Raw genomic sequence first — 17,381 nt, forward strand, 5'->3', positions numbered from 1 at the left:
GAGACACACATGCAATGGGAAGTCGTGATCGGGCTGGAGATTCATACCCAGCTCACCACCCGGTCGAAAATCTTTTCCGGTAGTTCGACCACGTTCGGCTCCGAGCCGAACACTCAGGCGAGCCTGATCGATCTGGGCATGCCCGGCGTATTGCCGGTGCTGAACCAGGAAGCAGTGCGCATGGCGGTGATGTTCGGTCTGGCAATTGACGCCGAGATCGGTCAGCACAACGTGTTCGCGCGTAAAAACTACTTCTACCCGGATCTGCCGAAGGGCTACCAGATCAGCCAGATGGAATTGCCGATCGTCGGCAAGGGCCACCTGGACATCGCGCTGGAAGACGGCACGGTCAAACGTGTCGGCATCACCCGCGCGCACCTGGAAGAAGACGCCGGCAAGAGCCTGCACGAAGAATTCAACGGTGCCACCGGCATCGACCTGAACCGCGCCGGCACGCCGCTGCTGGAAATCGTTTCCGAGCCGGACATGCGCAGCGCCAAGGAAGCCGTGGCTTACGTCAAGGCGATCCACGCGCTGGTCCGTTATCTGGGCATCTGCGACGGCAACATGGCCGAAGGTTCGCTGCGTTGCGACTGCAACGTGTCGATCCGTCCGAAAGGCCAGGTTGAGTTCGGCACACGCTGCGAGATCAAGAACGTCAACTCGTTCCGTTTCATCGAGAAGGCGATCAACTCCGAGATCCAGCGTCAGATCGAGCTGATCGAAGACGGCGGCAAAGTGATCCAGCAGACCCGTCTGTACGATCCGAACAAGGACGAAACCCGTCCGATGCGTTCCAAAGAGGAAGCCAACGACTACCGTTACTTCCCCGACCCGGACCTGCTGCCAGTGGTCATCGAAGAGTCGTTCCTCGGTGAGGTGCGCGCCACCCTGCCGGAACTGCCTCCACAGAAACGCGAGCGTTTCCAGGAGCAATTCGGTCTGTCGGTCTATGACGCCAGCGTTTTGGCCACCAGCCGCGAACAAGCTGATTACTTCGAGAAAGTCGCAGCCATCGGCGGCGACGCCAAACTGGCGGCGAACTGGGTGATGGTCGAGTTGGGCAGCCTGCTCAACAAGCAAGGCCTGGACATCGACGAGTCACCGGTTTCGGCCGAGCAATTGGGCGGCATGCTGCAGCGCATCAAAGACAACACCATCTCTGGCAAGATCGCCAAGGTTGTGTTCGAAGCGATGGCCAACGGTGAAGGCAGCGCGGACGAGATCATCGAAAAACGCGGCTTGAAGCAAGTCACCGACAGCGGCGCGATCTCGGCGGTGCTGGACGAAATGCTCGCGGCCAACGCCGAGCAGGTCGAGCAATACCGCGCGGCAGACGAAGCCAAACGCGGCAAGATGTTCGGCTTCTTCGTCGGTCAGGCCATGAAAGCCTCCAAAGGCAAGGCCAACCCGCAGCAAGTGAACGAACTGCTGAAAAGCAAGCTCGAAGGCTGACCACAATGGAGCCAGAGCCAAAGCCTGGCTCCGATCCCTGTGGGAGCGAGCCTGCTCGCGAAAGCGTCATGGCATCCAATAAAGTATTGAATGTGATGGCCTCTTCGCGAGCAGGCTCGCTCCCACATTGTTATTTGGGAACTTTCGAATGAAACACCTGCTAGGCGCCTGCGCCCTGCTCTCCTTACTCGCCGGTTGCGCCAGCACTGACATCATCGACCCGCATGGTTACGACCAGACCGGCGTCGCCTCCTATTACGGAGCCAAACACCACGGTAAACGCACCGCCAGTGGCGAAGCGTTCAACCAGAATGCCCTGACTGCCGCCCATCGCCAGCTACCCTTTGGTACCCGGGTCAAAGTCACCAACCTGAAAAACGATGAATCCGTCGTGGTCCGTATCAACGATCGCGGCCCGCACACCCGTGGACGCTTGATCGATGTGTCCCGCAAAGCCGCCGAACAACTCGGTATGCTGCGCAGCGGCACTGCACGGGTTCGTGTGCAGGCCCTCGACGACTGATGGAGCGCCGACCATTTTCGCCCTAGCCGATTTGCCGCTGATCAGCCTGATCGAACTGTTCGCCGGGCTGTGCCTGTTGATCTTCGGCGCCGAACTGATGGTGCGTGCGGCAGTGCGCCTGGCTGCTCGCCTGCATGTGCGGCCACTGATCATCGGTCTCACCGTGGTCGCGTTTGGCAGCAGTGCGCCGCAAATGGCCGTCAGCCTGCAAGCGGCACAGGCGCATACCCCGGACATTGCGGTCGGTAGCGTGATCGGCAGCAGCATCTTCAATATTCTGGTGACCCTCGGCCTGTCGGCGCTGATCATTCCGTTGCGCGTGTCGCGGCAGTTGGTGCGCCTCGACATTCCGCTGATGATCGGCGCCAGTCTGCTGGTGTTCTTGCTGGCCTGGAATGAAGAGCTCGGGCGCCTCGACGGCATCCTGTTGCTGAGCGCACTGGCGCTGTACCTGGGTTTGCTGTTGCGCCAGTCGCGGCATTCGGCACGACCGCATGCGGAACACCCTGAAACGGCGCCGGCATCGTGGTTCGTCAGTGTGCTGATGATCATTGTCGGCCTGGCCATGCTGGTGTTCGCTGGACGCCTGTTGCTGGGCGCCGCTGTCGTGGTGGCCACTGACCTTGGATTCTCCGAGCGAGTGATCGGCCTGACCGTCGTTGCTGTCGGCACTTCGCTGCCAGAACTCGCGACGTCGCTGATTGCGGCTCTGCGCGGGCAGCGGGACATCGCCGTGGGCAACGTGATCGGTGCCAACTTGTTCAATCTGCTTGGGGTGCTTGGGCTTACTGCACTGATCGCACCGATGCCTTTGTCTGTCTCGCCCAATGCGCTGGATTTCGACCTGCCGGTGATGCTCGGGGTCGCCGTGTTGTGCCTGCCGGTGTTCTATTCCGGCTACCGCGTGACCCGCGTCGAAGGTCTGCTGCTGCTCGGTTTTTATCTGGTATACGGGCTGCACGTGGTGTCGTTCACCACCGGCATGCCACTGGCCGGCAAGCTGGAGCGGCTGATGCTGTTTTACGTTCTGCCGCCGCTGCTGGCGTTTCTGCTGTTCACGTCCGTACGCGCCTGGCGCCGCCAACACCACAAGAGGGATATGCCATGACCGAATCGAAGAAGTCCGGGGTTGAAGTCCGCCGTCAGGTAATGGGCGATGTGTTCGTTGATCGCGCCTTGGGCAATGCCACCGAATTCACCCAGCCGTTGCAGGATTTCGTCAATGAACATGCCTGGGGTGGCGTGTGGAATCGCGAAGGTCTGCCGCTGAAAACCCGCAGCCTGATTACCCTCGCCGCGCTGACCGCGTTGAAGTGCCCGCAAGAGCTGAAGGGCCATGTGCGCGGTGCATTGAACAATGGCTGCACCGTCGAAGAGATTCGCGAAGCGCTGCTGCATTGCGCGGTGTACGCCGGGGTCCCGGCGGCGATTGATGCGTTTCGGGCGGCGCAGGAAGTGATCGACAGTTACCAGAAAAGCTAAAAGCTCGCAGCCTTCGGCAGCTCCTACAGTGAAATGCGCTCCCCTGTAGGAGCTGCCGAAGGCTGCGATCCTTTGGTCTTGCCCTTCAGATCCACCCGCCCCACTGCAAAATGAAGATCCCGAGATTGGTGGTAATCGCCGCCATCAACGTGGTCAGCACAATAATCGCCGCCGCCAGTTCATGATTACCCTGCGCCGCCCGGGCCATGACAAAACTGGCTGCCGCCGTCGGGCTGCCGAAGTACAGGAACAGAATCCCCAGTTCCGCCCCGCGAAAACCACATAACCATGCGCCAAGGGTCGCGAGCACCGGCAAGCCGATCATCTTCACCAGACTTGAGCTGAGCGCCATGTTGCCGCTCTTGCGCAGCGCCGCCAGCGACAGCGTGCCGCCAATGCAGATCAACGCCAGCGGCAAGGTGGTTTGCGCCAGATACTGGCCGGAGGTTTCCAGCCATCCCGGCAGACTGATCTTGAAGTAGGCAAACGGCGCCGCCGCAATCACGCTGATGATCAGCGGATTGCTGAACACACTTTTGCAGATGCTCCACGGGTCGGATTTGATCACCGGGCTGTAGACCGCCAGCACGATGGTCGAGAGCGTGTTGTAGAACAGGATCACCAGCGCCGCGAGAATCGCCCCAAGCGAAATCCCGTAATCGCCATACATGCTCGCGGCGAGTGCCAGGCCGATCACACCGTTATTGCCGCGAAACGCGCCTTGGGTATAGATGCCGCGATCTTCGCGCGGACACTTGAAAATCGCCCAGCCCCAAGCAACGGCAAAACTCACCAGCGTGGCAATCGAGAAGTAGATCAACAGTGCCGGTTGCAACGCGGCGTGCAGGTCGGCATGCAGTATGCCGAGGAACAGCAGCGCCGGCATGGTGACGTTGAACACCAGCGACGATGCCGTGTGGATAAAGTTGTCGTTGATCCAGTCGATGCGCTTGAGCAGCACACCGAGAAACAGCATGGCAAACACCGGCGCGGTGATGTTCAGGGTTTCGAGGAAGATTGCCAGCATGCCGGGGAGCCTTGGGTGAGCGTCGTTAGGGGGCTAATGATAAGCCACAAGACCTCCGGCGTCTGTGGGATCGCCTTCGCGAGCAGGCTCGCGAAGAACGATAACCCGGTCTCAGGTAATCGGCGCCGGATTAAACAACGTAATGTCGTTATGCAGCTTGTGCTTCTCCGCCCACGTCTGCTGTTTGCCGCTGGCAACATCCAGGTAGTAGTGGAACAACTCCCAACCCAGCTCCTCGATAGTCGCCCTTCCGGTCGCAATCCGCCCGGCATCGATATCGATCAGATCAGGCCAGCGCTGCGCCAGCTCCGTGCGTGTCGACACCTTCACCACCGGCGCCATCGCCAGCCCGTAAGGCGTGCCGCGCCCGGTGGTGAACACATGCAGGTTCATCCCCGCCGCCAGTTGCAACGTGCCGCAGACAAAATCACTGGCTGGCGTCGCACAGAAAATCAAACCCTTCTGCTTGAAACGCTCGCCTGGGCCAAGGACACCATTGATCGCGCTGCTGCCGGATTTGACGATCGAACCCAGCGACTTCTCGACGATGTTCGACAACCCGCCCTTCTTGTTGCCTGGCGTGGTGTTGGCACTGCGATCCGCTTCACCCTTGGCCAGATAGCGGTCGTACCAATCCATTTCGCGCACCAGTTCCTCGGCGACGGTTTTGGTTTGCGCCCGAGAGGTCAGCAGATAAATCGCGTCGCGCACTTCGGTGACTTCGGAAAACATCACCGTCGCCCCCGCCCGTAACAGCAAGTCCGAGGCATAACCCAGCGCCGGATTAGCGGTGATCCCGGAAAACGCATCACTGCCGCCGCACTGCATACCCAGGATCAGTTCAGAAGCCGGCACGGTTTCGCGGCGGCGCTGGTCGAGTTTCTTCAGACGCACCTCCGCCAACGCCATGATCTGCTCGATCATCTCGGTAAAACCGTGACTGGAATCCTGCAAGCGATACAGCCATGGATCGCTGAGATCGACCGAAGCATCGTCCTCGTGCATCACCTGCCCGGCCTGCAATTTCTCGCAGCCCAGACTGATCACCAGCGCTTCGCCCCCCAGGTTCGGGTTGCGTGCCAGATTGCGCACGGTGCGGATCGGGATGTAGGCGTCGGTGGCAGTGATCGCCACACCACAGCCGTAACTGTGGGTCAGCGCCACCACGTCATCGACGTGCGGATACTTCGGCAGCAGCTCGTCCTTGATGCGCTTTACCACGTGATTGAGCACGCCGGTCACGCACTGCACGGTGGTAGTAATCCCGAGAATGTTGCGCGTGCCGACGGTGCCGTCGGCATTGCGGTAACCCTCGAACGTGAAACCTTCCAGCGGCGCCTGCGCCTGCGGCACCTCGGTGGACAGCGGCAGGCTGTCGAGCGGTGGCGCGGTCGGCATGCGCAGTTGATCTTCCTTGACCCAACTGCCGCGCGGAATCGGCTGCAACGCGTAGCCAATGATCTGGCCATAGCGAATCACCTGGCCACCCTCGGCAATGTCCTCAAGGGTGACCTTGTGGCTCTGCGGCACGAAATCCACAGTCACCAGACCGTCCGGAAACTCGGTGCCGGCCGGTACGCCTTGGTCGTTGACCACAATCACTACGTTGTCCCGCTCGTGCAGGCGGATGTAGCGCGGCGAGTCGGAATGTTCAATCAACTGCATGACATCGCTCCTCAGGAATGCGCTTGAGACAATTTGCCGCTGGCTTCAGCACCGCCAGTGGTTGGCGGCTCTTTGAGCACCACACGTTTGATCGGGCCGACGATCACCAGATAGCTGAACACCGCCACCAGTGCGTTGGCACCCACGAACACCAGCGCCCATTTGAACGAACCGGTGGAGCTGATGATGTAGCCAATCACGATCGGCGTGGTGATCGAAGCGATGTTGCCGAAAGTGTTGAACAGGCCACCGCTCAGACCGGCGATCTGTTTTGGCGACGTGTCGGAAACCACTGCCCAACCCAGTGCGCCAACGCCTTTGCCGAAAAATGCCAGCGCCATGAAGCCCACGACCATCCACTCAACATCAACATAGTTGCAGGCGACGATGCTGCTGGAAACCAGCAGGCCAGCGATGATCGGTGCCTTGCGGGCGAAGGTCAGCGAGTGACCCTTGCGCAGCAGGTAATCGGAAATCACCCCGCCGAGTACACCACCGATAAAGCCGCAGATCGCCGGCAACGAAGCGATGAAACCCGCCTTGAGGATGGTCATGCCGCGTTCCTGCACGAGATAAACCGGGAACCAGGTCAGGAAGAAGTAGGTGATGCCGTTGATGCAGTACTGGCCCAAATACACGCCGAGCATCATGCGGTTGGTCAGCAACTGGCGGATGTAGTCCCATTTCGGGCCATCGGATTTTTTGCCGCGCTGGTCCATGTCGACCATGCCGCCGTTATCAGCGATGTGCTTGAACTCCGCATCGTTGATGCTCGGGTGTTCCCGCGGGCTGTGGATAACCTTCAGCCAGATCAGCGAGAAGACGATGCCGAGGATACCCATGACGATGAACACGTGTTCCCAGCCGAAGCTGTAGACGATCCAGCCCATCAGCGGTGCGAACAACACAGTGGCGAAATATTGCGCCGAGTTGAAGATCGCCGAAGCGGTGCCGCGTTCAGCGGTCGGGAACCAGGCCGCGACGATGCGTGCGTTGCCGGGGAAGGACGGCGCCTCGGCCAGGCCCACCAGAAAGCGCAGCATGAACAGCGCAACAATCGCCGTGGACATGCCGAACTCACCGACAAAGCCTTGCAGCACGGTGAACAGCGACCAGGTGAAAATGCTCAGGGCATAGACTTTTTTCGAGCCGAAGCGATCGAGCAGCCAGCCGCCGGGAATCTGCCCGGCCACGTAGGCCCAACCGAATGCGGAGAAGATATAGCCGAGGGTGACCGCGTCGATGCCGAGGTCTTTTTGCAGGCTGGAACCGGCGATCGCAATGGTCGCGCGGTCGGCATAGTTGATCGTGGTCACCAGAAACAGCATGAGCAGGATCAAATAGCGGACGTGGGTCGGCTTTTGAGTCGGTTGCATGTAGATGTACTCCCACTGATTATTTTTATGCGCGGGTGAATCTTCTTTGGTCTGGCTTTTGTGGGAGCTGCCTTGCCAGCGATGCAGGCGACGTGGTGTATCAGTCACTCCGCGATGATGCTATCGCTGGCAAGCCAGCTCCCACAGGTATTGCTGGATCAGGAGCCGATGTAGCTGGTTTTCACGACCGTGTAGAACTCCTGCGCATAGCGACCTTGCTCACGTGATCCATAGGACGAACCCTTACGGCCACCGAACGGAACGTGGTAATCCACGCCGGCAGTCGGCAGGTTGACCATCACCATCCCGGCCTGGGAATGACGTTTGAAGTGGTTGGCGTACTTCAGCGACGTGGTAGCGATACCGGCCGACAGGCCGAACTCGGTGTCGTTGGCCATGGCCAGCGCAGCCTCGTAATCGGCGACGCGGACGATGTTGGCCACCGGGCCGAAAATCTCTTCGCGGCTGATGCGCATCGATGCTTCGCTGTCGGCAAACAGCGTTGGCGCGAGGAAGTAACCCTCGGTGTCGCAGGTCACCAGACCGCCGCCGCTGACCAGACGCGCACCTTCGGACTGGCCGATGTCGATGTATTTCATGTCCTGTTCAAGCTGTGCCTGCGAAACCACCGGACCGATATCGGTGCCGGATTTCAGCGCGTGGCCGACCTTGATCGACTTCATGCGTTCGGCCATGGCTTCGACGAACTTGTCGTGAATCCCGGCGGTGACGATCAAACGACTCGACGCCGTGCAACGTTGGCCGGTGGAGTAGAACGCACTCTGCACCGACAACTCGACCGCTTGCTTGAGGTCGGCGTCGTCGAGAATGATCTGCGGGTTCTTGCCGCCCATTTCCAGCTGGACCTTGGCCTGGCGCGATACGCAGTTGACCGCGATCTGACGGCCAACACCGACAGAACCCGTGAAGCTGATGCCATCGACTTTCGGACTGTTGACCAATGCTTCGCCGACCACACGGCCGCTGCCCATCACCAGGTTGAACACGCCGGCCGGGAAGCCCGCGCGGGAGATGATTTCGGCCAGCGCCCAAGCGCAGCCCGGTACCAGATCGGCAGGTTTCAAAACCACGCAGTTGCCGTAGGCCAGGGCCGGAGCGATCTTCCACGATGGAATGGCGATCGGGAAATTCCACGGGGTGATCAGACCGACCACACCCAGTGCTTCGCGGGTGACTTCGACGTTGACGCCCGGGCGCACCGACGGCACGTAATCGCCGGACAGACGCAGGCATTCCCCCGCGAAGAACTTGAAGATGTTACCGGCGCGGGTCACTTCGCCGATGGCTTCGGGCAGGGTCTTGCCCTCCTCCCGGGCCAGCAACGTACCGAGTTCTTCGCGACGGGCGAGGATTTCCGAGCCGACCTTATCCAGCGAATCGTGACGAGCCTGAATACCCGAAGTCGACCAGGCCGGGAACGCTGCGCGCGCAGCGTCGATGGCAGCGTTGACCTGAGCCAGATCAGCCTTGGCGTAGTCGCCGATGGTGTCGCTCAGCTCGGACGGGTTGATGTTGGCCGAGTAATCGGAACCGGCGACCCATTCACCGTTGATGTAGTTGTCGTAGCGTTTTGAATCAGTCACTGAAATCGCTCCTCACGCAAAAGGCCGCTGATTGCTCAGCGGCCTTGGTTTTTTCGGGTGTTATTGCGCACCTTGCTTGTCGATCAGCGCGGCGAGCATTTCGTACTCTTCGCCAGTCAGATCGGTCAGCGGCGCCCGCACCGGGCCCGCGTCATAGCCGGCGATTTTTGCGCCTGCCTTGACGATGCTCACGGCATAACCGGCCTTGCGGTTACGGATGTCGAGGTATGGCAGGAAGAAGTCATCGATGATCTTGCCGACAGTGGCGTGATCTTCGCGGGCAATGGCGTGGTAGAAATCCATCGCGGTTTTCGGAATGAAGTTGAACACCGCCGAGGAGTAAACCGGCACGCCCAGCGCCTTGTAGGCGGCGGCGTAGACTTCGGCGGTCGGCAAGCCCCCCAGGTAGCTGAAGCGATCACCGAGGCGGCGACGAATCGACACCATCAACTCGATATCACCCAGGCCATCCTTGTAACCGATCAGGTTCGGGCAACGCTCGGCCAGACGCTCCAGCAGCGGCGCGGTGAGGCGGCAAACGTTACGGTTGTAAACCACCACGCCGATCTTCACCGATTTGCACACGGCTTCAACGTGAGCGGCGACACCGTCCTGGCTGGCTTCGGTCAGGTAATGCGGCAGCAGCAACAGACCTTTGGCGCCCAGACGCTCGGCTTCCTGTGCGTATTCGATGGCTTGACGAGTCGAACCGCCCACGCCCGCCAGAATCGGCACGCTGGTTTCGCAGGTGTCGACGGCAGTCTTGATGATTTCCGAGTATTCGCTGGCGGCCAGGGAGAAGAACTCACCGGTGCCACCGGCGGCGAACAGGGCCGAAGCGCCATACGGGGCCAGCCATTCCAGACGTTTGATATAGCCCGCGCGGTTGAAATCGCCCTGCGCGTTGAAATCGGTCACCGGGAAAGACAGCAGGCCGGCAGAGAGGATGGACTTCAGTTCTTGTGGATTCATTATTCGAACACCCTGGTAGCAACGTTTTTTGTGATTGGATCGTTCAGCTATTCGCCGAGGTTGTAGGTCATCGTACAACTTAAAAAATAACCGTCAACTGCATTTCATCGTTGTGAGGGCTTTTTTGTCGGACAAGATTGTTTTCGAAGACGCGCCGCAGCTTTGCAATAAATGGAAATAGACGGTTTAAAACGAGACAGGCGGGATTCTCGTACCGTGCAAACCCGCCGTGAATGGATCACGGCACACCTCGCATGGAGAGCGCCACGATGGATTTTGCCCCACCCGAACTCCCGCAATTTCTGCCTCATTCGCCTGAAACGGCAACCGTGAACCTGTCGGCATTAAGCGACGAACTGATCGTGCAAGTGCCCGATTCCAGCGATTTCGCGGCGAATTGGAGCGTCTACGCGATTCTGGGCGATGACCCCGAGGAGCCCGAATGGGCGAGCGAAGAAGTCAACACTGGCACCTGGGAAGACGCCGAGGACGAGATGGAAAAACTGACGGGTATCGAACTGCACATTCCGAAAGAGGTACTACTGTCGTACCTGCATTCGGAAGTCGAACTGCGCTACAAATTTCAGGACGAGTCCAGCTTGGAGCCCTATTCAGAGCCGTTGCTGCTACGGATCGAAGCGTGAGCGACTAACCCCGCTGCGCTTGCGCCTCTTCATGGGCCTGGCGCAGTCTTTCGCGGCTGTTGGTCAGGTGCAGACGCATGGCCGCACGCGCTGCATCGGAATCCTGGCGGGCAATGGCTTCGTAGATTTCTTCGTGCTCACGACTCAAGCGACTCATGTAATGCTGCTGATCATCATGGGCCAGACGCGCGGAATTCAGCCGCGTGCGCGGAATGATACTGGTGCCCAGGTGGGTCATGATGTCGGTGAAATAGCGGTTGCCTGTGGACAGGGCGATTTCCAGATGGAAAGCGAAGTCCGAGGCGACGGCGTCACTGGCGTGGGAAACGCTGTCGTTCAGCGCATCGAGCGCAGCGCGCATCGTCGCCAATTGCTCGGGGCTGCGACGTTGCGCGGCAAGCCCGGCGGATTCCACCTCAAGGCTGATGCGTAATTCAAGAATGGCCAACACGTCACGCAGGGTGACGACGGTGGCCGGATCGATCCGGAAACCACTCGGGCTCGGTGTGTCGAGCACAAAAGTGCCGATGCCATGGCGGGTTTCTACCTGGCCTGCGGCCTGCAACCGGGAAATCGCCTCGCGCACCACGGTGCGGCTGACGCCATGGGCTTCCATGATCGCCGACTCGGTAGGCAATTTATCGCCACGCTTGAGCAGGCCGTCACGGATTTGCTCGCTGAGCACCGTCACCAATTCCTGAGCCAGGCTGCGGCGCTTGCGTGGGAAGCGCGGGGTGTCGATCAGGTTTTCCATGGTTGCATGTTGTCTCGAAAGTTCGGCTTGTGGGCATCATAGCTCAACCGGGTTGTACGATCACCGGCCGGATCACATCGGCCCTGCAGGAGCTGCCGCAGGCTGCGATCTTTTGACTTTGATTTTATAAACAAGATCAAAAGATCGCAGCCTGCGGCAACTCCTACAGGGGATTTGTGTGGATCAGGCGGTCACTGTTTGCTCAACCAAGTGGCCGCTGTCGATTCGCACATGCCGTGGGTGGAACCGCTTGAGGCTGCTGCGGTGACCGACACTGACAATGCTCAAACCCGGCAACTGATCGATCAGTGCCTGGTACAGCGTGGCTTCGTCTTCCTCGTCCATCGCCGAAGTCGCTTCATCCATGTACAGCCAGTGCGGTGCATAAAGCATCGCGCGGGCGAAGGCCAGGCGTTGCTGTTCACCGGGCGAAAGCATCCGCTGCCAGTGGTTGGCTTCATCCAGACGGGCGACCAGATGCGGCAAGCGGCAGGTTTCCAGCACTTGCGCGTAACGTTCTGCTGAATAGGTGTCACCCGCCTGTGGATAACTCAAGGCCTCGCGCAGGGTGCCGATCGGCAGGTACGGTTTTTGTGGCAGGAACAGATAACGCGCCGCCGGCAGCCGAATGCTGCCGTGCCCCGCTGGCCACAAGTGCCCCATCGCCCGCAACAACGTCGACTTGCCGCTGCCGGAACGGCCGCTGAGCATCACGCGATCACCCGGTTCGACGGTCATGTCGGCGTTGGTCAGCAAGTGACGACCGTCGGCCAGATCGAGCCCCAGGTTGTGGACTTTCAATTCACTGCCCTGATTCTGCACATCAATAGCTGGCGCACGTTGTTCATTGTCGGTCATGGCTTGACGGAAACTCAGCAGACGATCACAGGTGGCGCGCCAGGAAGCGAGGCTCTGGTACGCACTGATGAACCAGCTGAAGCTCTCCTGAACGTTGCCGAATGCCGAGCTGATCTGCATCAGCTCACCGAGTTCGATCTTGCCGGCGAGATACCGCGGCGAGGCCACGATGAACGGGAAGATGATGGCCGCCTGGCTGTAACCGGCGGTGAAGAAGGTCAGGCGCTTGGACACTTTCATGATGTCCCAGAAGTTGTGCCAGACATTCCCGAAGCGAGCGCTCAACCGACGATTTTCGTTCGGTTCGCCGTTGTACAACGCAATGCTTTCGGCGTTCTCGCGAATCCGCACCATGGAAAAGCGCAGGTCGGCTTCAAAGCGTTGTTGTTGGTTGTTCAGGCCGATCAAACGACGACCGATCAAATGCGTCAACCAGCTACCGACCACGGCGTAAACCAGCACGCACCAGAACATATAGCCGGGAATGGTGATGCCAAAGACTTCGATGCTGCCCGACACGCCCCACAGAATGATCGAGAACGACACCAGGCTGACAATATTGCGCAGCAGCCCGATACCCAGTTCAAGGGTGTTGGAGGTGAAGTTATTGAGGTCTTCGGAAATTCGCTGGTCCGGGTTATCGGTATAACCGCCCTGCTCCAGCTGGTAGTAGTTCTTGTCGGCGAGCCAACGCGAGAAATGCTTTTCAGTGAGCCAGGCCCGCCAGCGAATCGTCAGCATCTGGGTCAAGTAAAGCCGGTACACCGCTCCGACAATCGCGACCGCCGCTATCGCACAGAAATACAGAATCAGCTGCCAGAACGCCGCCTCGTCCTTCTTTTGCAACGCGTTGTAAAAGTCCTTGTACCAGGTGTTAAACCACACCGAGATGCCCACGCTGAGCAGCGAGAGCACTATCACCGCAATCAGCAGCGTCCAGGCCTGGACCTTCTCTTCACTGCGCCAATAAGGCGTGATGATCGCCCAAACTTTGCGAAAAAACTGCCCGTGCACAGCATCGTTGACCGCGGAGTATTCAGCGTTCTGATTCATGGATAAGGCTCAATATAGATAAGAACAGACACGCACCGATCATAGATGATCGGCGCGTTTTATCGCGAGGGCTGGCGATGGTCGTTCAGCGCTGGTTCAGCGACGAACCGGGCGCTTCTGCAGTTTGCGCTGCAGGGTGCGGCGGTGCATGCCTAATGCGCGGGCAGTGGCGGAAATGTTGCCTTCGTGCTCGGTGAGCACGCGCTGGATGTGTTCCCACTGCAGGCGGTCGACCGACATCGGGTTTTCCGGCACCAGGCTGTCGAGGTCGGCGTGCTCGGAGAGCAGCGCGGCCAGGACATCGTCGGCATCGGCCGGTTTGCACAGGTAGTTGCAGGCGCCGCGCTTGATCGCCTCGACAGCGGTGGCAATGCTCGAATAACCGGTAAGGATCACCACGCGCATTTCCGGGTCCAGTTCCAGCAGCTTGGGCAACAGCACCAGACCGGAATCGCCGTCCATTTTCAGGTCGAGCGCGGCGTAGTCAGGGATATCGGCCTGCGCGATGGTAATACCTTCTTCGGCAGAACCTGCAGTGCTGACGCGAAAGCCGCGGCGGGCCATGGCACGGGCCATCACTCGGGTGAAGGTCGCGTCATCGTCGACCAGCAGCAAATGCGGCAGTTCTTCGCCTTCGACTTGGATTTCGTCACTCATGTTGGTCTCCTCGGGCGCCGTGGGGCAGGCGCAGCTCGGTGAGCGTGCCGCCTTCCTCATGACTATAGAGTTTCACTGAGCCGCCGGCGCGTGTCACGCTGGCCTTGCTCAAAAACAGGCCCAGGCCGAAACCTTTGCCCTTCGTGGTAAAAAATGGTTTGCCGATCTGCTCGGCGATGGCCAATGGCACACCGGCGCCGTGATCGCGAATGCTGATGGTCAGGTTTTCCGTGTCCCAGTCCAGCGTCACTTTGAGGTTTTCCGGGCAGGCATCGGCGGCGTTGTTGAGCAGATTCAACAGGGCCTGGGTCAGATCCGGCGGCGGCGCCATGCGCGGCACTGTGCCCTGACCGAGACAGTGGAAGCGATAACTGGCTTCCGGACGCATCAGGTGCCAGCGGTTCAGCGCTTCGTCGAGCCAGACGGTGACGTCCTGCATCTCCACCGCCAGACGACGGTTCGCTTCGGCGGCGCGCACCAGTTGCTGCAAGGTCTCCTTGCACAACTTGACCTGATCCTGCAGCACTTTCAGGTCGTCCTGCAGCAGCGGATCGGGATGATCCTGCTGCATCTCCTTGAGCAACACGCTCATGGTCGCCAGCGGCGTGCCCAGTTCATGGGCGGCACCGGCAGCTTGCGTGGCGACGGCGAGCAATTGCTGATCGCGCAGGCCTTCTTCGCGGCGAATCGCACGCAGCTCTTCCTGACGACGCAACTCTTCAGCCATGCGCGCAGCGAAGAAAGTGATCACCGCCGCCGCGAGGGCGAAGCTGAGCCACATGCCGTAGATCTGCAGGTTTTCGCGGGCGACAGGCAGGGTTTCCAGCGGATAGAACCGCGTCAGCATCACGGTGTACAAGGCCAGCGCGATGCCGGACAGGATCACCGAATAGCGCCATGGCAGCGTCACCGCAGCAATGGTCAGCGGCACCAGATAATAGGAAACGAACGGGTTCGTGGAACCGCCGGAGAAATACAGCAGCGCGCTGTGGATAACCAGATCACAGGCAAGTTGCAGGGCGTATTCCAGCTCGGTCACCGGCCATGAAGTACGCAAGCGCACCGCGGTGAACGCGCACAGCAATATCGAGCAGCCGAGGGTCATCGCCAGTTGCACCCACGGCAACGGCAACAGCTCCAGCCAATAGGCCAGACCTACGGAACCGGCCTGCGCGGCGAGCACCAGCGTGCGGATGAAAGTCAGCCGCCAGAGGTTCTGGCGAGTGGCGGAAGTCAATTGTACGGGGGCGAGCATGAGCTCTCCTGATGAGCGCTCCAGGCGGATCGCACGGAGTATAACCAAGCCGCGGCCTCCAGAGGCGAAAGTGCGGCAAACGACCACATGGCGAAAACATTTTCGGCGGCTATAAGGCCGCCTTCGCGAGCAGGCTCGCTCCCACAGGGGAACGCATGTCAAAGGTGGGAGCGAGCCTGCTCGCGAAGGGCTGCGCAGCAGCCCCATGGCATCTGTATAGAAGTTGTAACTGGGCGAACCGGATCATAAAAGCTAGAGTCTGATGGTTTCACGCAGGCCCGAACCAACACCTGCGCCCTCATCAAGGAGCTTTCATGCATACATTTCGCCGCAGCGCCGCCCTCCTCGCCCTGACCGTCGGCAGCGTCGCCAGCCTTCCAGCCCTGGCCGCCGATGAGTTGCACTACAACCAGATTTCCCTGCGCGCCGAAGTCAGCCAGGAAGTTGCCCGCGACCTGATGATCGTGACCCTCTACACCGAAGAGCAAAACACCGACCCGGCCAAACTCGCCGCCGACGTCAGCACCACCATGAACAAGGCGCTGGCCCAGGCCAAGCAAGTCAAAGACATCACCCTGCGCCAGGGCAGCCGCAACAGCTACCCGATCTACGACACCAAGGGCCAGAAAATTACCGGCTGGCGTGAACGCGCCGAACTGCGCCTGGAAAGCGCCGACTTCGCCGCCCTGTCCAAACTCACCGGCGAACTGCTGGGCGACCTGAAAATGGGGGGCATGGACTTCGCCATCGCCAACCCGACCCGCAAGTCCAGCGAAGACGCGCTGCTCAAAGAGGCCGTCACCGCCTTCAAGGCCCGTGCGCAACTGGCCACCGACGCCCTCGGCGGCAAAGGCTACAAAATCGTCAACCTGAACCTCAACGCCAACGGTTACCCACAACCTTACATGCGCGCGCCGATGATGATGAAAGCGGCCGGCATGGATTCGGCACCGGTGACGCCTGAGGTTGAAGCAGGTACTAGCCAGGTGAGCATGACCGCTGATGGCTCGATTGAAGTGCTGATGCAGTGATGTGATGTGGGCTGAATGAAAAACCGGCGATCAGACAATGATCGCCGGTTTCTTTGTGCCTGAATTTTGTGGTGAATGCTCCGCCGCCATCGCTGGCAAGCCAGCTCCCACAAGGTCATGCGTCGATTTCAAAATCAGCACAAAAACCTGTGGGAGCTGGCTTGCCAGCGATGAACGATAACGCGGTCTCAAGCCTGCGGATCAACCCGATCCAGCGCCCGGCTCACCGCCAGTTCGGCCAGCATGATGATCTGCTGAATACCGAGCACCGTATTGCGCTGCGTGCCACCCAACTCGTTGGCAAAGTTGCTGGCTGCGGCGCTGGCAGAGGCCAGTGATTCACAGGCATGGGCGAGCAGGCTTTCGGTATCGACGTTGGGACAGACCATGAACATCGTGCTGGGTTGGCGCGGTTTTCTGGTTTCGGGGATGAGATAGAAATCGAGGGCGCGTTTGATGGCTTCGCGGTTTCGGGCGAGGTCATCGGCGCGGAGAGCTTCTTCGAGTGGGGTTGGTTTTTCTTCGGGTGGATCGGGTACAGGCTTAGTCATGCGTTTCACCTATGAAATTGAGCCATCTCCTGCCGTTTCTCACACGGCGAAGAGGTGGCAGCTTTGTGCGGGGTGAGAAAACCGGTCATAGGCACCCGGCCAGACATAAGTCTGCCCGCACAGAGCCGCCATAACGCATTTGCATGCAGCGGATTGGCTGGCGGCAATTATGCGGGCATGAACACTGAATGACTATGAATTGCCGGGTTCTCACACCCGATCGCTGAACCTTCAGCGACAACCCAAGCCTAGAGAGCGCACGTCCGACGGACAACCTGAAAACCTTGTGGGAAGGTTCTGGTGATTTCACACACATCTAAACACAGCAAAGTAATCGGGTGACTGCGTGGGCCGCCATCGCTGGCAATCCAGCTCCCACAGAAAGCAAAAGCCAGATCAAAAGATCGCAGCCTGCGGCAGCTCCTACAGAGGAGACAAGTACACCCCGCACGCGGCGCATGCCGCCCCACTCAA

The 17,381-nt window shown here is 59.8% G+C and carries 16 protein-coding genes; 6 read left to right on the forward strand and 10 right to left on the reverse strand.

The features are described from left to right. Nucleotides 1-9: 9 nt before the first annotated feature. The 4 genes from gatB (at nucleotide 10) to H8B20_RS23435 (ending at nucleotide 3,460) form a co-directional block, all read left to right on the forward strand. Nucleotides 10-1,455 (forward strand): Asp-tRNA(Asn)/Glu-tRNA(Gln) amidotransferase subunit GatB, encoded by a 1,446-nt coding sequence (gene gatB / locus H8B20_RS23420; RefSeq protein WP_042557647.1) that lies wholly within the window; start codon nucleotides 10-12, stop codon nucleotides 1,453-1,455. 148 nt (nucleotides 1,456-1,603) lie between these two features. Beyond that, complete coding sequence (locus H8B20_RS23425) at nucleotides 1,604-1,978, forward strand: septal ring lytic transglycosylase RlpA family protein (protein WP_042557646.1); 375 nt, start codon at nucleotides 1,604-1,606, stop codon at nucleotides 1,976-1,978. A gap of 46 nt (nucleotides 1,979-2,024) precedes the next feature. After that, complete coding sequence (locus tag H8B20_RS23430; protein ID WP_210624823.1) at nucleotides 2,025-3,086, forward strand: calcium/sodium antiporter; 1,062 nt, start codon at nucleotides 2,025-2,027, stop codon at nucleotides 3,084-3,086. Continuing rightward, nucleotides 3,083-3,460, forward strand: coding sequence for a carboxymuconolactone decarboxylase family protein (locus tag H8B20_RS23435; protein ID WP_042557645.1), 378 nt, complete (start codon nucleotides 3,083-3,085; stop codon nucleotides 3,458-3,460). Before H8B20_RS23430 ends, H8B20_RS23435 begins: the two co-directional genes overlap by 4 nt. Nucleotides 3,461-3,545: 85 nt before the next feature. Here H8B20_RS23435 and H8B20_RS23440 read toward each other — a convergent pair whose 3' ends face one another. From H8B20_RS23440 to kdgD, 5 genes are all read right to left on the reverse strand, one after another. After that, complete coding sequence (locus H8B20_RS23440) at nucleotides 3,546-4,487, reverse strand: AEC family transporter (protein ID WP_210624761.1); 942 nt, start codon at nucleotides 4,485-4,487, stop codon at nucleotides 3,546-3,548. A gap of 111 nt (nucleotides 4,488-4,598) precedes the next feature. Beyond that, complete coding sequence (gene garD / locus H8B20_RS23445) at nucleotides 4,599-6,152, reverse strand: galactarate dehydratase (protein WP_210624762.1); 1,554 nt, start codon at nucleotides 6,150-6,152, stop codon at nucleotides 4,599-4,601. An 11-nt stretch (nucleotides 6,153-6,163) separates the two neighbouring features. Continuing rightward, entirely contained in the window at nucleotides 6,164-7,615 is a 1,452-nt protein-coding gene (locus H8B20_RS23450; protein WP_210624824.1) for an MFS transporter, read from the reverse strand. 71 nt (nucleotides 7,616-7,686) lie between these two features. Further along, complete coding sequence (locus tag H8B20_RS23455; protein ID WP_115147466.1) at nucleotides 7,687-9,132, reverse strand: aldehyde dehydrogenase family protein; 1,446 nt, start codon at nucleotides 9,130-9,132, stop codon at nucleotides 7,687-7,689. A gap of 60 nt (nucleotides 9,133-9,192) precedes the next feature. Further along, on the reverse strand, nucleotides 9,193-10,104 hold the full coding sequence (gene kdgD, locus H8B20_RS23460) for a 5-dehydro-4-deoxyglucarate dehydratase (protein WP_042557640.1): 912 nt from the start codon (nucleotides 10,102-10,104) through the stop codon (nucleotides 9,193-9,195). 269 nt (nucleotides 10,105-10,373) lie between these two features. Between kdgD and H8B20_RS23465 the strand changes: the two genes are divergently transcribed. After that, the gene (locus H8B20_RS23465; RefSeq protein WP_210624763.1) at nucleotides 10,374-10,748 is read left to right on the forward strand and encodes a hypothetical protein; all 375 of its coding nucleotides are present in this window, start codon (nucleotides 10,374-10,376) and stop codon (nucleotides 10,746-10,748) included. Nucleotides 10,749-10,752: 4 nt separating this feature from the next. Here the strand turns inward: H8B20_RS23465 and H8B20_RS23470 are convergent, their stop codons facing one another. The 4 genes from H8B20_RS23470 to H8B20_RS23485 form a co-directional block, all read right to left on the reverse strand. Further along, nucleotides 10,753-11,502 carry a FadR/GntR family transcriptional regulator gene (locus H8B20_RS23470; protein WP_210624764.1) on the reverse strand — a complete coding sequence of 250 codons (750 nt, stop codon included), beginning with the start codon at nucleotides 11,500-11,502 and terminating at the stop codon, nucleotides 10,753-10,755. Nucleotides 11,503-11,685: 183 nt separating this feature from the next. Beyond that, nucleotides 11,686-13,413 carry an ABC transporter ATP-binding protein/permease gene (locus tag H8B20_RS23475; RefSeq protein ID WP_210624765.1) on the reverse strand — a complete coding sequence of 576 codons (1,728 nt, stop codon included), beginning with the start codon at nucleotides 13,411-13,413 and terminating at the stop codon, nucleotides 11,686-11,688. Between the two features lie 96 nt (nucleotides 13,414-13,509). Further along, on the reverse strand, nucleotides 13,510-14,070 hold the full coding sequence (locus H8B20_RS23480) for a response regulator transcription factor (protein ID WP_042557635.1): 561 nt from the start codon (nucleotides 14,068-14,070) through the stop codon (nucleotides 13,510-13,512). After that, nucleotides 14,063-15,325, reverse strand: a complete 1,263-nt coding sequence (locus H8B20_RS23485; protein WP_042557634.1) for an ATP-binding protein — start codon at nucleotides 15,323-15,325, stop codon at nucleotides 14,063-14,065. The genes H8B20_RS23480 and H8B20_RS23485 overlap by 8 nt, the downstream gene beginning before the upstream one ends. 314 nt (nucleotides 15,326-15,639) lie before the next feature. Here H8B20_RS23485 and H8B20_RS23490 point away from each other — a divergent pair, with 314 nt between their 5' ends. Then, complete coding sequence (locus H8B20_RS23490; protein WP_150604435.1) at nucleotides 15,640-16,356, forward strand: SIMPL domain-containing protein; 717 nt, start codon at nucleotides 15,640-15,642, stop codon at nucleotides 16,354-16,356. Between the two features lie 188 nt (nucleotides 16,357-16,544). Here H8B20_RS23490 and H8B20_RS23495 read toward each other — a convergent pair whose 3' ends face one another. After that, nucleotides 16,545-16,907, reverse strand: coding sequence for a DUF6124 family protein (locus H8B20_RS23495; RefSeq protein WP_210624766.1), 363 nt, complete (start codon nucleotides 16,905-16,907; stop codon nucleotides 16,545-16,547). Nucleotides 16,908-17,381: the final 474 nt, after the last annotated feature.

The organism is Pseudomonas sp. P42 (assembly GCF_017973755.1).
Classification (GTDB): Bacteria; Pseudomonadota; Gammaproteobacteria; order Pseudomonadales; family Pseudomonadaceae; genus Aquipseudomonas; species Aquipseudomonas iridis.